This is a genomic window from Devriesea agamarum (assembly GCF_900070355.1).
Classification (GTDB): Bacteria; Actinomycetota; Actinomycetes; order Actinomycetales; family Dermabacteraceae; genus Devriesea; species Devriesea agamarum.
Genome location: NZ_LN849456.1, coordinates 2,293,175 through 2,308,553 on the forward strand (window position 1 = coordinate 2,293,175; position 15,379 = coordinate 2,308,553).

The window sequence follows — 15,379 nt, forward strand, 5'->3', positions numbered from 1 at the left end:
CTCGTGGGGTGCAAGGTTTGCGGGGCGTAAGGCTTGCGGAGCGCCCTGGATCGGAGCGGTTTGCTCTGGTTACCCGGGAGTGCTCTGGTTACCCGGGAATGCCCGGGGCCGAGGTGCTCTCCGACAGGTGCTCGGTCACCTCGGTGTGAATGTCGCGCACAAACTGAATAATCTGGTCGGGTCCGGATACTGGCCCACCGGCCAGCAGGCCATCAGCTCCTAACAAGACCGCTGAAGGTGCGCCGGGGTAGTCCATGACCAGTGACACGCTGTCGTTGTGGTCGAACAGGATGTTCGCATCCTCAATACCGTGGTCACGGATTTTTTGTATTCCGTCATCGTCCGAGGTGCCGAAAACCATGACTTTCACATCGAGAATGCTTGATAGTGAGCGGGTCCACTCGGGAACGAGGGGCAACACATCGTGGCAGTACCGGCACCAGGGCGTCACCATGACCAGCACGACGGCCCGTGTGCTGGCGAGCTGGCGAAGAGTCACATTCTCACCGGCAGACGTTGTGGCAAGACCCATCGGGATGGGTGTGCGGAGGTAGTCGTCTTCAGCCGGGGATAAACCGGATGAGGGGGCAGCTGCTCGGCCCGGGCTGAGGATGAGCGACGCCAGCACCCCGGCGGCGCACAGCGCGATCAGGCCCCATAGCGCAGACCATCCATGCTCAGACAAGTAGGACCATAGCCCGCCGCCAAGCGTAGATACCAGCGAAAAAACAAGGGCGAAGCCGAGCAGAAGAAGATTGCGGACTAGGGTGCGGACGGTGACCTGCATCGGGGCAAGCTTGCCGAAACAGCCACAGTCAACAGGATCATCGAACCGCAGCGCCCGCGCGATGAGCACCGTATAGACCAGCATGAGGGCGACCGTTGCCCACGCCGCGGCGCGTCCGAGCATCCCCGCCGCACCTCCTAGGCCCGTGAGCGTCAACCCGATGGCGAGCAGAGCTTCGATGGTCGGCAGACACAGCGCCCACCAGGTTTTCTCGAACGGTCGGGGTAGACGCAGGTCACGTGCGGCCCGACGGGTCCCAGGAACATCCAGGTATTTGGCGATGGCACTGACCGCCAGCACGGCAGTCAGCACGAACCAGCAGATCACGACGAACATGCCAGGATTTCCTTTCACTTTCCGTCTCGCTGCGTTCTGCGGCGCTGCGGCTCAGCCAGGCGGTTTCTGCCGGTGATGTGTCATTCAATTATGTTCTGTCGGGCGCGCGGGATGGTCCATCAGCGTTTTGAGGCCCCACCCGCGTTCCGGAGGGACTGCGGCGTTATTGGGTCCGATCAGCATTTTGGAGGCCTCGCCTGTGTCTCAGAGGGCCCGCGGGCATTCTGAATGGGTCGTCCGGTGCTCAGCTGTTCGGCGGGGCGGTGGATCCCCGCAGGATGAGATCGGCTGGGATCTCCACGGATTCGGTGTCCAGTCCTAGCGCGAGACGGGTGGCAGCAGCGCCAATCTGTGAGAAACGCAAGCGTACGGTAGACAGGGCGGGAGTCATCGCGGAGGCGTACGGGTGGTCGTCAAACCCGATAATTGACACCTTGCCGGGGACGGAGATGCCCAAAGCCGTGAGTTCAGCAACGACGCCAGCGGCAAGGTCATCATTTCCGCACAGCACCGCGGTGGTCCGGCGCTCTGCGACAATGCGGGCCAGTCGACGACCCGTAGTGACCGACCAACCGACGCCCAGCGGTTCGGGCCGGTTCAGTCCGCGAGCGGCTAGTGCGTCGCGCCAGCCTTGGGCACGAGGGTCTGGATAGTTGGCCGGGGGCACGCCAATGTAGTCGACGTGATGATGCCCGAGGTCGAGCAGATAGTCGGTGGCCTGCTGTGCTCCGCGGCGGTCGTCGGTCCAAGCGCGCGGGTACTGTTCGGTTTCTCCGTCTGGTTGGCCACCGGCGATTGCGAGGGGGAGATCTACGGGTAGTTCGTGGATCAGTGTGTTGCAGGGGGTATCGAACTCCATGACCACAACGCCATCGAGTTTTTCAGTCAGGAGCTGGGCGATGGTGTCGGCGCGCGATGCGACTGCGCCTGGCACGAGGTGGATGGTCAGATTCGCGTCTAGATCGCGGGCTGTGTCCAGGGCGCCGGCCAGTGTCATCCAGTATCCGCTGCGGCTGATATCGCTGGTGAGGATGGCGACATGCGGGCGGGCGGGTTCGTTTCTTCTGCCTTTGAGGTAGCCGAGTTCGCGGGCTGCCTCCTGCACGGCGCGGTGAGTTGGGGAGCTGGAGGCGTCCTCGCGTGGCGAGTGGTGATTGGTGGACAGGGCTCGTGAGGCGGTGGGGATGGATACTCCTGCCCGCTGCGCAACGTCGCGCAGATGTGGGGGTTGCCAGGGTCGGCGCGGGGGGACGGGTTGTGACACGAGACCATCGTGTCACGCCGGGGTAGGCCGTCGGAGTTTTATCGTGAGATTTAGAAGATTAGCGACAGTGTTGTCGGCGGGTGGGACTGTGGGTCGGTTGGGGTGTGCGGGTAGTTGGGGGATGTTCTTGTGGCGCCCGGGGTGGTTCCAACGTTTCGGTGGCTGTGGCTTTTGTGGGTGTTAAAACGCCTGGTAAATGCGTGCACAGGAAGGTATTGAGGGGGTTGTTGTGATGTGTGTGACTGTTCGTTTGTGTAGTTGAGTGGCCCAGATGAGAGGTCGTACACTTGTCGCCTGTTGAGAATGACAATCACCACCCTTCCCGATTTGGTGACCGTTCACAGAGCATCGGCACTGAAACACCCCGCTGAAACATGGAAAGACCGAGGCGCCCGTGACCCCCGCACGCCCAAGCCACTCCTCAACCCGCACTCAGCCCTCTGACTTCCGCCACCGCATCCTCGCGGCAATCTTCGCCTTCGCGCTCGCCAGCGGACTCATCCTGGTCGGAGGACCCGCCGCCCACGCGCGCGTGATCGTCCTCGACCACGGACACATGGACCTCTTCACCGTCACCGCATCCGGAAATCAGCTCTCCCTCGCACTCAAGGAAGACGTCACCGGCCACCACGTGTCACGCAACCCGGGCGAGGTCATCGTCGGCGTCAAAGACCAGGCCTACACCAACTCGACCGCGTCCCTGCCCGGCATCGGCACTGCGGGATACGCCCTGCCGCAAACCCAAAACCCCTCCCTGCCCTGGCCCGGATGGGACACCCAAGGTGTTGCGCAAGCCGGATTTGGCAGCGTCGACATTATCTTTTCCCAGGTCAAAGGGCCGGGCAACGTGTACCTCTGGCAGCAAAACCCCGCTGGTGGGGTAAAGCCAATGCTCGCCAACGGATCAGCCCGAATCACTTCAGGGGCCATCCTCACCCAAGCTGAACCCGCCCACACCCACGCAAACTGGCTGTTTACCAGGCCCGGCGTGTACACCATGGCGGTCTATGCTCGCGCCCACAAGGGCGGGCAATGGGCTCAAACGCCCGCTTACTGGTACACCTTCTCCGTCGGCACCAAAAACATCCCCGGCGCACAGGGCACAGCCAAACCCGGACGAGCCAGCAGCCCAGGCCGAGCCGAACGCCCCGCCGGCGCACCAGGGGCCGCACCACAAGGCCAGGCACAATCAGGGGCCATGCCACCGGGTGCCCCGGGCGGAACCGACCCGGGTGCGGTACCCGGCGGCATTGACCGCCCCGCCGGAGAGAATCCGGCAGCCCCCGGCGCCCAAGCGCAGCAAGCCCCGACCATGTGCACGCCTCGCACCCAGACCGACACCATCACCACAGCCCAAGCCGATGAACTGCGCCCGCAGCAACTCACCGCAACCGGTGGAACGATCACCATCCCCGCCAATACCCACGTTCACCCCAACTGGGTATTCACCAAACCGGGACAGTACACCGTGCGGATCACGCAAAAAGCCACCCGGACCGACGGTAAACAGGTCACCGCACCAGTCACCCTGCGCTTTGACGTTGGCGGACATGGCAACGCCGACAACGGGCACTTCGACCTCGGGAGCATCCTGCGCGGCGGTGAGCTGATCGCCGAAGTGAAAGACGACCGGCACCAGCCCGCCACCTGGGCACCCCCAGAGACGTTCACCTTCGGACTATCGGATCGAGCAAAAACCACTGCTCCGGCAGGCATCGGCTTCATCGCCCCCGAAGGCAGCGGCATCCACATGATCTCCTCCACCCAGGTCGAAGGAGTTCCCTGGCTCGGAGCCAACACCCAGCATGAAAGCATCACCGGTGGCACCACCGGACCGGTGACCTGGACACTCGACGCCGTCGAGGGCCCCGGCGCACTCGCCGCCTTTACCTCCGGTAACTTCGGAGCGGTCGTGGGGCAGCGCTGGTTCGGCGGGGTAAAAGCCTCTGCCGCCTCCGTCTTCAGCCCGAATCAAGACGGCACCGTCATCCGAACCACCACGGTCGGTGTTGACCCCGAAGGCAAGCCCTGCGACCCCTTCGCCGCCAGCACCGCGAACCCCCGCGCGGCTGCGCCCGCCCCGGCAGCCCACGCACCCAGCAACCAGGCTGCCATCCAGCCAGTCTCCGCGCAGGGACCATCCTGGGCACTTTTGATCGGCATTGCCCTCGCAGCCGCCGGAGTTGCCGTGTTCGTCACCGCGCTGGTGATCTACCTGGCGATCCGTCGCAAGCTGGCGCAGTCCGCCGCCGCTCCCACAGATGCGACCGCCGACCAAACCTCAGAGACCTCTCAGCCCTCTGACACCCCTGATCAGCCCCAAGCATGAGAATCTCCCCCCGGATCGCTGCGGCACTCACGGCCGCAGCGCTCATTCTCAGCGGCTGCCAGGTTTCTGGCTCATCAGCTGATTCCAAGGCCGGCATCGGCGCGTCTTCCCAGCGCGCCGATGCCCAACAACTCGGCCGAGGCACCCCCTTAAACCTGGTCGCCACCACCGGGTTCATCGGCGATATGGTCCGGCAGGTCGCAGGGACCCGAGGGCACGTCACCACGCTGATCCCCGAGGGCGCCGACCCGCACACTTACGAGCCGAGCCTTGCCAATGTGCGCTCCATCGCGTACGCCGACGCAGCGTTTACTAACGGGCTGCTGCTTGAAGAAACCTCGCTGCTGCGCGCCGTCACCGCGAATCTTCCCGACGGCGTCGATGCGGTGGCCCTGGCGGAACTCGCACCCAAGTACGGAGGGGTGCATCGCAGACTCGTGGAAGACCCATCACTGGGAACAATCTGGCTCGGTCTGCGGGTGCGTGGACGCGCAGCGGGGCTTGACCCCACCACCTACAACAACGCCGAAGTGCGGACCATCGCGACCCGGGTGGAGGGGCCCGGCGCGCTGTTCGCATACACCACCGGAACGTTCGGCCAACCTCAGTCCTATATCGACTCCGCCAACGGACTCGACGACCACGACCGCATCGCGCTACCGCTGAACGCGCACACCCACATGTCATGGGCGTTCAGCACCCCCGGGGTCTACCGTCTGCACGTACGCAGCGACCTGATCGCACACCCCGATGCCGCTGCTCAACCCTTGTCTTCAAGCGTGATCACCATCGCCGTCGGCGTCGATCCCCGGACAATTCCCGGGATGGAAGGTGCCGAGGTGCTCGACGCCGGTCACACCGACATCACCACCGACCTCGGCCAGAAAAACATTGTGCTTCAGGCCGACACCGCTGCCAAGCCCCCTGAGACTGCCGACCGCTCCGCCCCGACGGCGAATCGCGCTGCCCCGCCTGCGGACAATCACCTCCCCGCCAGCGGGCACCGCGACCTCGACCCCGCGCACACCGTGATCGCGGTACCCCAGGCCGCATTAACCGAAATCCCACCCTCCCCAGCTTTTCGATTCCTGGGCAACCCAGGCCGTGAAATCTACCAACTGCCGCAGGCCGTGCTCGGCAAACACGTTCACGGCGAAATCGACCCTCACCTCTGGCACGACGTCGACAACGGCATCGCCTATGTCGAAGCGATCCGTGACCACTTGAGTTCTGTTGACCCCAGCGGCGCCTCGACTTATCGGGAGAACGCCAACCGGTATATCGGGGAGCTCAGAACTGCCCAGCGGTATATCCATGACGTGCTGGCGCGGATACCGGTGGACCGGCGACGCCTGGTTACCGCCCATGACGCGTTCGGATACCTCGGCGCGGCAGAGCACTTGCAGATCGCCGGTTTCGTCACCCCAACGCCCGGGGTCGAAGCCTCCACGCGGGACCTGGTTGCCCTATCCCGGACGCTGACTTCGCTGCACATTCCGGCCGTGTTCGTCGAACCCAACCTCGCAAACGGTTCCCGCGACCTGATGGCAACTGCCCGAGCCGCCGGGGTGCAGATCTGCTCCATCTACGGGGACTCGTTCGCCGGACCAGTGCACTCCTATGTCGGCCTGGTGACCGAGAACGCCTACCAGCTGTCCACCTGTTTGCTTCCCGAATCGCTGCCGCCGCCACGGTTTGGACCCACGGCGTTCCCGCAGCACATCAGCACCTCAATCCCGAATACCTCAACCCCCGGCTCATCCCCGGCATCGCCTCGAACCGCGAAGGAACCGACATGACTAGCCTCCGCCCCCGGGCGGATGCGGCCCACACCCCGCATCCCGCCGCACAGAGCGCCCACACGGCAGTTCTCACGGTGCTTGCCCTGCTTACCACTGTGCTCGCTGTGTTCGCACTGTTCCCGATCTGGGCAGGCAGCGCCCGAGCCGATAATCCGGCTCCGAGCCCGGACCCCTCCCAGCATCGCGCGCCCACCATTCAGCAACCCGTTGACCCCGCGCTCACCCAACAGGTCAACGCGAACGAACCAATTGCCCCCAAGGGAACCCCGGTCGCCATCTCCGCCGGACACGTCGATATGGGTCCGCGCTATCTGAATGGGACGTGGGAACTCATGATCCGCGACGACTCCAGCCAGACCCCGATCTGGCGGCACATTGACGATGTGGTGCTCGTGGTCAGCGATGCCGGACGCCAGACCCTTCCCGCCGGACATGACTATGACTTCACCGGTGCCCGCGCTGGTCAGACCGTATATACGGTGCCGCAACAAGAGATCCCCGGAGTGGTCTGGCTCGGCTGGAACACTCAAGCCCCGGAGGTCGCCCACTCGGCGCGTGACGGTGTCACCCTGTCGTACGAAGGGCATCAGGGACCGGGCCAGGCCACGGTTTTCTTACAGTCAGGAAACTTCGGTAAACCACAGCAACTGTTCAGCTCTGCGATTGACCACGCCCAGTCGATCTTCGTAGACCTTGGCACCCATACCCACGCCAACTGGGTATTCACCGAACCGGGAATACACCAGCTTCGTATCGGGGCACGTACGACCCTTGCCGACGGCACCACGGTGACCGACGCCCGGCAACTGCGCTTTGCGGTCGGACAGGGCACCGACCCGCAGCAGGCACTCGCCGCCACCTGGGACCGCGGCCACCAGCTCAGCCCAGCCGAAAACTCAGCACCCGGCGCATCCGATAGCGCAGGCCGCGACGGTTCGCTCCAACTGGTCGCAGGCGTGGTCATAGCCGTCATCGTTGTCCTGATCATCGTGATCGTGATTGCGGTGCTCTCCGCACGCTCCCGCCGCCGGGCCCGCGCCGCCGCCTATGCGGAGAACGCGCAGCAAGCCGACGAACAAAACGCCGCAGGTCAGGGTACTGACGGTCGGGATACCGGAGTTCACGGGGCTGAAGGCCACAGCTCCGGAGGCCAACAAGCCGACGGGACCCAGACAGGTGAGGACAGCAGCAGCCGACCCGGGGAGCGTTCGTGATGTCATCGGCGACCCCCGCGGCAAGCGCTATGGCGGCTGCGGTCGAGGGAACTGGACCCGAAGGCATGGGAACCGAGGGCACTGCGACCGCCCCCGCCGCCCCCGCCATCCCCGCAGCTCCTGTCGGTTCAGCGGAGTCAGCCACCTCTAAGCGGCACTCGGGTGATCCCGTCCTCGTGATCCGCGACCTCGACGTGGACCTCGGCGGTCGGGCCGTACTGCGCGGCGTCAGCACGCAGCTACGGGTCGGGGAATTTGCGGCCCTGCTCGGCCCCAACGGGGCAGGGAAAACCACCCTGCTGCGGACGATAATGCAGCTGATTCCGGCCCGATCAGGGTCGGTAACAATCTCGGGAACCAGCGGACGCAGCGCGGTCAGCGCCCTCGGATATGTGCCGCAACGACACGATGTGACCTGGGACTTCCCCATCTCCGTGGAAGGGGTGGTGCTATCGGGGTTTACCGGGCGCGGCCTCCCGTTTTGGCGACGCCCCGGTGTGACGCATTTTCGCGCAGTCGCCCAAGCCCTTGCCAAAGTGCGGATGACGGACTTTGCCAACCGCACGCTCGCGGAGTTATCCGGAGGGCAGCGGCAGCGGGTCTTGATCGCCCGCGCACTGGTGACCGACCCCAACCTGCTCCTGCTCGATGAGCCGTTTACCGGATTGGACGACCCCAGTCAGGACCTTCTGATGGACCTGTTTCGCGAGCTAGCAGCTGAAGGACGCACTGTGCTGATGTCCACCCACGACCTCGCCTCCGCCGTCGATATCTGTGACCGGTTGCTGCTGATCAACGGGCGACTAGTTGCCGATGCGCCGCCCAGCCAGCTCACCGAACCGTCGATGTGGATTGACACGTTCGGCACCCGATCGACCTCGCTTGTGCGGCGCGCAGTGTGCTCATCGGAGGTGTCCGCGTGATCTCTCCGCTGGACTTCATACACGACCTGTTCACCCCACAGTTAGCATTCCTGCCACGGGCGCTGGTCGTGGCGGCCCTCTCGTCGGTGATCTGCGGTGTGGTCGGTTGCCATGTGGTGTTGCGCGGTATGGCATTTATTGGAGAAGCCGTGGCCCACTCGGTGTTCCCAGGCATCACCATCGCGTTTGCCCTGCAAACCTCCCTCCTGCTGGGTGGGGCGGTTTCCGGCATCGCCGTGGCCCTGATGATCGCGGTGTTTTCCCAGAACCGTCGCCTACGCGAAGACACCCTGATCGGGGTATTTTTCGCCGCTGCATTCAGCGTGGGCTTGGTGGTGATTTCCCGAACCCCGGGATACACCGGTTCGTTGCAGTCGTTCCTCTTCGGGTCCCTCACCGGCGTGACCGATGACGACGTGGTGGTGGTTGCCGTGATCGGGGGCGTTGTGCTCGCGGTGCTGCTGCTTTTCCAGCGGTACCTGGTGGCTGCCGGACTCGACCGGGAATCTGCCCGAGCCGCACACCTGCCGGTGTTTTGGATAGACATCCTCATCTACCTGTCGGTGACCGCAGCCGTCGTGATGAGCGTGCGGACCATCGGCAACATTTTGGTGCTCGCGCTGCTGGTCACACCCGCGGCCACCGCCCGGATGCTGACCGACCGGCTCGGCACGATGATGGCGCTCGCACCCACATTCGGACTCGTCGCGTCCTGTTTAGGGATCTATCTGTCCTGGTCATTGGCGATTCCGACCGGTGCTGCGATCGTCTTGTGTTCCACCGTCCTGTTCATTCTCACCTGGTGCGCGGCACCTCGACGGGGTGCGATCAGCATGCTGGTGCGCTCCTGGAGGGGGCGCAGCACAACACGTGAGGTGGCCTGATTGTTTTTCCGAGAGACCCGTTTCCGATAGATCCGTTGTCAACGGATCTGCCCCCAGGCGGGCTGAGCAGACACCCCTACTCCCCAGATTTAGCGGTCTAGCTGACCGCACCCATGTACGCATAGGCCTTGAGCCGCACACATCGCGAGAACCAAAACGCGTGGTCGAAAGGATACTGTTATGACAAGTCCTCCCACGACCGGAATGCACACCGGTCGTCTCCCCGAGCGCTCGCCGCTCCGATCCCCAAGATGGCATCGCATCGTCCAGATGCTTCGTCGCTGGGGAAAGGTCCCGGGCGCAGCCGTTGCCATCGCGGCGATGCTGCTGATGCTCACGATTCCCGTCGCCCAGGCCACCGTAGATGTGCCGGGCGACTCCGACCACAAGCCGGGTATCCGCAGCGATGGCCCGGTGGTACCCCGTGACCTCAAAGTGGCGAAGGATTCACCGTTCGCGGCCCCGGGAGTGAAAGCTGACACTGCCGGCAAGGTTCCGCATATGTGCGCTGGTAAGCGACTGGTGTACCACGCACATGTGGACGCTGCATATGTGACCCGCAAAAACGGCAAACTCTCCGTGATGGTCGTAGACGGTAGCGCGGTCACCAACGCCGATGACGTCTGCATCCGGCTGCCGCAGGAAGGTAGGGCGAGCGACGGCACCGAGGTGTCACGCATGGTGGTTCCCGTCGAGGATCGCTACCGTTTCCTGGGCGCCCCGGGCCGGATTGTGTGGTGGGCACCGATCACCAATATGGGGAATTGGGAACCGGTGTGGGCCGGGGTTGGCGCGTTTGATCCCGCTCACGAACATAAGGTACCGACAGATGTTCGGTTTGGCGCCGCAGATTTGTCGCTTGTGGAGACCCGCGGGCCCGGGCGGGTGGAACTTTTCTCCTATCAGCAGGGCGCCCCCGGCGGTGGTCGGCTGCTGTCATCGGTGGATAAGAATTACTCCACTGTCACCTTGAGCGTCGGTTCGCACACGCACAATAACTGGACCTTCACTAAACCGGGCGCATATCAGCTGATGTTCCAAGCGTCGCTGGTGGTTGAGAGCACCCGAGAAAAACAGCAAACCCCCAAGACTCCCGTCACCTGGCTGGTGGGGACTGACGAACAGGTGGGGCTTCCGCAGGGCACAACTACCGGCTTGTACCCGATCCGAAAAACCGCGGAGGATATTCGCACCGAACTTGGGTTGAAAGACCCGGGGGAGGCCCCGGAACCCGATAAGCCATCGCCGACTCCGGCCGATGACAAGCGACCGCCGACAGTTACCCGAGATCAGCTTGAGGCCCAGGCTAAACAGGCCTGGACGGACAACCAGTTTGCTCCCAAGCATCCGGTCACTGCCGAAAGCCTCATTCTGAAGGCAACCGGAGGTGGTCAAAAACCGGATGGTTCCATTGCGCCGTTTGATGCCGTCTGGGCATTACGGAATAAAGACGGTAAGACCGCCGACGACACAGTGGATCCTTATGAACGCATTCTTGAGGTTCCCGATGCGACCCTGACCTGTTTGCCTGATAAACCGGGTGTTCGCGACCTGCGCGCCCACACCCGGGGCAACTGGTCGTGGCATCTCAGCAGTAAACCCGGGTCGGTAGCGCCGCGTATCGGTATTGACAGCACGAAAGCGGATCGGACGGGCTTGGTGCGACCGCTGTGGGCCTACCTCAGCTATGCGGTCGGACCGGAACGCGGTGTGATGGCCAGCGGAAAATGGAGCGAGGACGGTTCCTCATTCACTCCGTTGATGCGCAGTGACAGCACGGGCCCGCGCGATATCGAAGAGCTGGAGAAGCCCGGCCTCTCGTATTCCGACTATTACTTCACGCATCCCGGAATTTATGCCGCGACCGTGTCTGTCATGGGCGCCTACAAAGGTGATGATAAGTTCGCCAATGGCGACCGGAATATGTATATTGCCGTCGGCAACGAGGCAATTAACTATGTGCGGGAACTACGCGGCGATAAAAACAAATTGCCGACGGGTAAATATCCGTCATGCTCACCTGATTCCAAACCGGATCCGAAACCGGCTCCTGAGCCGAAGCCTGCACCCAAACCAGAGCCGAAACCCAAGCCAGAGCCCAAACCGGCTCCTAAGCCTGAGCCCGGACCCAAACCAGCCCCTGAGCCCGGCGTAAAGCCCGACGCGGATAAAGCCCGCAAAGAAGTCTCGGCAATCTGGGGTCTGCCAGAGGTTTTAATCCACACCGGACACATGGACCAGGCGGCCTACCTAGAAAAAGAAGGGCTGCGCGTAGCCCTCAAGGATGGTGCCGACCCGACGCACGAAGTTCAGCGCCCGTCGGGAACCTTCAGCTATGCGGTGCCTGATCGGGCAAAGCTGACCATCCCCGCGCAGGCCCGAGGATTCGAGAAAATCCGTCCCCACACCGAGAAGGATCAGGTATGGGTGCTGCCCCAGGTGCAAGACCCGCATCTGCCCTGGCTCGGATTCTCAACCGAAGCCATTGACTACAGTCAGCTCGCCCCGGGTTCAGCGGTCACCGTCACCATCGGTGAGTTCTCAGGCCCCGGCGCCATGTTCACCGGTCACACTGGCATTGTCGGCAACGAAACCGCGTTGGATTCCACCAACCCAGCCAGCGCACTGGTGTATTCGGCACCTGCTCACGACCATCAGAATTTCTTCTTCACCCGACAGGGCGCCTACAAAGTGTCCTTCCGCTTCACCGCGACCCTGAAAAACGGTCAGAAGGTGAGCAAGGATCTGAAGACCTCCTTCCTGGTCGGTGACGCCTATGTGGCAGCAGGTGATGCCCTACTCGCTGCAAAGCCGGGCCCTGGTAAGCCCGATAAGCCAGGTAAGCCCGGTCAACCGGGTGACCCGGGTCAGCCCCCCGCCCCGAGTGTTCCGCCGGCTCCTCCGGGGCCTGCTAACCCTGCCACTCCGTCTGATCCGGCTCCGGCGCCGGTACCTGCCCCTCCGGCGGCACCGATGGCTCCTCAGCCCAACCTCGCGGCTGGTCCGGGGCCGATAGGGCCAGACTCAGCACTCCCGGCTGCTGCCGTGCTCGCTCGCAACTCGGTAACCGACACGTCGTTACCGCCGGCAGATGAGCCCGCTCCCGCCCCGGGAGAGGCAGGTGCAGTGCAAGGACCAGGACAGTCCACGCCCGGTGCGCGTGCGCTCACCCCGCTGTCGCCGGTCGCGGCTCCCGGTTCCGCGCAGGCCCTCTCCGTTGAGACTGTGTCGAGTTTTTGGGCTGGTGTGCTGAGCTCAGCCGGTGTGGTTCTGATCGGCGGCGGTATCGCCCTCGGGATTCTTGCGGCGCGAGCCCTGCGCAAACAGTAGGTGCCGTAAGAGCAGTAACCACTCGTCCAGCAGTAACATTTCGGAGCCCGTCGGTGGCCCGTCCGGTTTGTGTTCTCGCGTCTTCCGCTGCGGCGGTCGATGCCTGGCAGCCGGGCGGGCCATCTTTATATGGCCATGGAACCAACGAAGGTCGGATAGTCCTGACGAGACCAGCTTTTAGGCTAGAGAAGCTTTTGGGTGGGGAAGCAGTTTCCGCCACCATGCCAAGTGTTCAGGAGTGTCATGCCGCCGACAGTGATGGGACCCGGTCTGCCGGGTAAAGTGCCAGCCCCTAACCTGATCAACGGGGCGACTACGCACGGTCTGCTAGGTAGACGCCGTATTCGTCATCCCGGAGAGATCCCGCTTCTGGTGATCGGCATTGTGTTTACCGTGCTGGTCTACCTGGGGTGGTGGTTCGCCTTGATCCTCACCGTCATCAACCTGGCACGCGGCAGTGGCCCCACAATATTCAGCATCGACAGCGATTATCTCGACCTGTTTATGGTGCTGGGGGCATTGCCACTGCTCCTATGGGTAGCCCGTGCGTTTATGTACGGACGGATGAGAGCGAACGGCGTGAAAATGTCCCTCACCCAGTTCCCCGAGGGGTACCGCATGGTGGTTGAGGCGGCAGAAGATTTTGGTCTGCGCAGGGTTCCCGACGCCTATGTGATCTCCGGAGGCGGGACGGTGAACGCGTTTGCTGTCGGTCATGGATTCAGGCGGTTCGTGACCGTGCACTCTGACCTATTTGAGGTGGGCGGTACGGCCCGCGACCCCGAGGCCTTACGGTTTGTGATCGCCCATGAAGTAGGCCATCTCGCAGCTGGTCACGTGGGCTATTTCCGGCTGCTGTTTACCCAGCTCTTTCGGGTCATACCGTTTGTGGGTGATGCGTTCTCTCGGTCCCAGGAATACACCGCCGATAACTACGGGTATGCGCACTGTCCGCAGGGTGCACCCGGTGTCATGGCCCTGCTGTCCGGAGGGAAATATTTAAACGCCCACGTGAATGTGCACGAACTTGCCGACCGCGCTGCCAGCGAAAAAGGGTTCTGGGTACACGTGGTGAACTGGCGCTCATCTCATCCCGTGATCACGTGGCGAACTCACGCGCTCAGGGACCGAAATCGCCCCGGGCGTCTGTTCTTCCGTCCGCGTACGCAGGGCTATGAGTCGCCGTTGCCGTCCGGTCATGATTTCACCGAGTACTGGCCGAGCCCGCAGGAAGTGCGGGATCTGCTCGATCGCACCCGCGGCCTGCGCAACCCGCAGCTGGAGCCGCAATTTGGTCGGTATCCCGGGGTCGATTACAGCGATGGTCCGCGCACCATTGATATTCAGGTGGCGCATCCATTCACGCGCCGGGATATCGCCTCAACCTCGGGTATGGGGTACTCGTATTCCGCCTCTACGCCGCACGGCCACAATGGTCCTGGCTACGGCCACAATGGATCGGGTTATGCACACAATGCGCCCCGCCATGGACACGACTCAGGCACAGGTTATGGCCATACCGCGGGTCAAGATCAGAGCCACGTTACGGGCCAGCCTCACAACCCGGGCCCGGGTCCGGATCGGGGACAGGCACAAGACCAGGGCCGACATCAGGACCCAGATCAAGGCCAAGGTCAGGGCTAAAGCGTGGCTTAAGGTCAAGGCCAGGGTTAGGGCCACGGTTAAGGCCTGGGTTTAGGCCCAAGGCCAAGGAACAGTGGCGAGCTCAGCTGCGATGCCGCCCTAACCGTGGGGTTGGGCTGAGCCATCCCGCCAGGGTTCGTACGTGCTGTTCAATTAATGCGGCGGCGGTCGTAGCCACCTCGGGGGATTGCCGGTACGGATCCGGGATATCGGGTACCTCGCGTGCGCGCAAGGTGCGCGTCCACTCGGCGATGGTCTGCGCTGTTGGCGGGCCGAGCACCACGAGCGACGGCACGCCCGTCAGCACACCCGTGCGGCGCGCAAAAACCGGCCAGTCCTCGATAATCCGCGACCGCTGCTCCCAGGTCATGGTGAGCACCAGGTCGGAGTTACTCATGATCTCCCAGTCGAGCTGACGGGCTCGAAACTGCGGGGCCTGCCATCCGCGGTCGGTCAACGGAGCATGCATTTCACGGGCGATCGGGTGGCGCGACATGGCTGTGGTGCCAGCCGAGGCAACCCCGACACGCTCTTTGGTGGGCAGCCCATCGGGCAGCAGGTGGACTAACGCCACCTCGGCAAACGGGGACCGGCAGACGTTGCCGGTGCACACGAATAGGACCCTCGGTGGCCGCGACGGCGCAGGTGTTGACGCAGCTGGCGCTGAGGCAAGGGATCCCGACCGGGGGGATCCCCCGGGGGCTTGGGGGGTGGCGGCGCGGCGGCGACCGCGAGGTGTCCTGGTCTCCCGCTGAGCGTTCACCCTGACATGTGTATTAGAGAATGGGGATTTGGGCAAGTACGCGGGTGTGGTGGTACGTGACACAGTGGGAGCTGAGGAACGTGACACGATGGGGCCGACGTTG

General features: G+C 63.5%; 10 protein-coding genes. 7 read left to right on the forward strand and 3 right to left on the reverse strand.

Annotation, left to right across the window (positions count from 1 at the left end):
- Nucleotides 1-88: 88 nt before the first annotated feature.
- Nucleotides 89-1,123 (reverse strand): MauE/DoxX family redox-associated membrane protein, encoded by a 1,035-nt coding sequence (locus BN1724_RS09710; protein WP_058235197.1) that lies wholly within the window; start codon nucleotides 1,121-1,123, stop codon nucleotides 89-91.
- Nucleotides 1,124-1,367: 244 nt separating this feature from the next.
- Nucleotides 1,368-2,387, reverse strand: coding sequence for a LacI family DNA-binding transcriptional regulator (locus BN1724_RS09715; RefSeq protein WP_058235198.1), 1,020 nt, complete (start codon nucleotides 2,385-2,387; stop codon nucleotides 1,368-1,370).
- 394 nt (nucleotides 2,388-2,781) lie between these two features.
- Here BN1724_RS09715 and BN1724_RS09720 point away from each other — a divergent pair, with 394 nt between their 5' ends.
- The 7 genes from BN1724_RS09720 (at nucleotide 2,782) to BN1724_RS09750 (ending at nucleotide 14,513) form a co-directional block, all read left to right on the forward strand.
- Nucleotides 2,782-4,716, forward strand: coding sequence for a choice-of-anchor M domain-containing protein (locus BN1724_RS09720; RefSeq protein WP_058235199.1), 1,935 nt, complete (start codon nucleotides 2,782-2,784; stop codon nucleotides 4,714-4,716).
- Nucleotides 4,713-6,515 carry an anchored repeat ABC transporter, substrate-binding protein gene (locus BN1724_RS09725; RefSeq protein WP_058235200.1) on the forward strand — a complete coding sequence of 601 codons (1,803 nt, stop codon included), beginning with the start codon at nucleotides 4,713-4,715 and terminating at the stop codon, nucleotides 6,513-6,515. The genes BN1724_RS09720 and BN1724_RS09725 overlap by 4 nt, the downstream gene beginning before the upstream one ends.
- A complete protein-coding gene (locus BN1724_RS09730; RefSeq protein ID WP_058235201.1) occupies nucleotides 6,512-7,732 on the forward strand; it encodes a choice-of-anchor M domain-containing protein in 1,221 nt (406 codons plus the stop codon). Before BN1724_RS09725 ends, BN1724_RS09730 begins: the two co-directional genes overlap by 4 nt.
- Complete coding sequence (locus BN1724_RS09735; protein WP_231928290.1) at nucleotides 7,732-8,655, forward strand: anchored repeat-type ABC transporter ATP-binding subunit; 924 nt, start codon at nucleotides 7,732-7,734, stop codon at nucleotides 8,653-8,655. Before BN1724_RS09730 ends, BN1724_RS09735 begins: the two co-directional genes overlap by 1 nt.
- Nucleotides 8,652-9,539: an anchored repeat-type ABC transporter permease subunit gene (locus tag BN1724_RS09740; RefSeq protein ID WP_058235202.1), complete on the forward strand. Its 888-nt coding sequence runs from the start codon at nucleotides 8,652-8,654 to the stop codon at nucleotides 9,537-9,539. Before BN1724_RS09735 ends, BN1724_RS09740 begins: the two co-directional genes overlap by 4 nt.
- A gap of 180 nt (nucleotides 9,540-9,719) precedes the next feature.
- On the forward strand, nucleotides 9,720-12,869 hold the full coding sequence (locus BN1724_RS09745; protein WP_058235203.1) for a choice-of-anchor M domain-containing protein: 3,150 nt from the start codon (nucleotides 9,720-9,722) through the stop codon (nucleotides 12,867-12,869).
- Between the two features lie 243 nt (nucleotides 12,870-13,112).
- Nucleotides 13,113-14,513: a M48 family metallopeptidase gene (locus tag BN1724_RS09750; protein ID WP_084252956.1), complete on the forward strand. Its 1,401-nt coding sequence runs from the start codon at nucleotides 13,113-13,115 to the stop codon at nucleotides 14,511-14,513.
- Nucleotides 14,514-14,595: 82 nt separating this feature from the next.
- Here the strand turns inward: BN1724_RS09750 and BN1724_RS09755 are convergent, their stop codons facing one another.
- Nucleotides 14,596-15,276, reverse strand: a complete 681-nt coding sequence (locus tag BN1724_RS09755; RefSeq protein ID WP_172797110.1) for an arsenate-mycothiol transferase ArsC — start codon at nucleotides 15,274-15,276, stop codon at nucleotides 14,596-14,598.
- Between the last annotated feature and the right edge of the window lie 103 nt (nucleotides 15,277-15,379).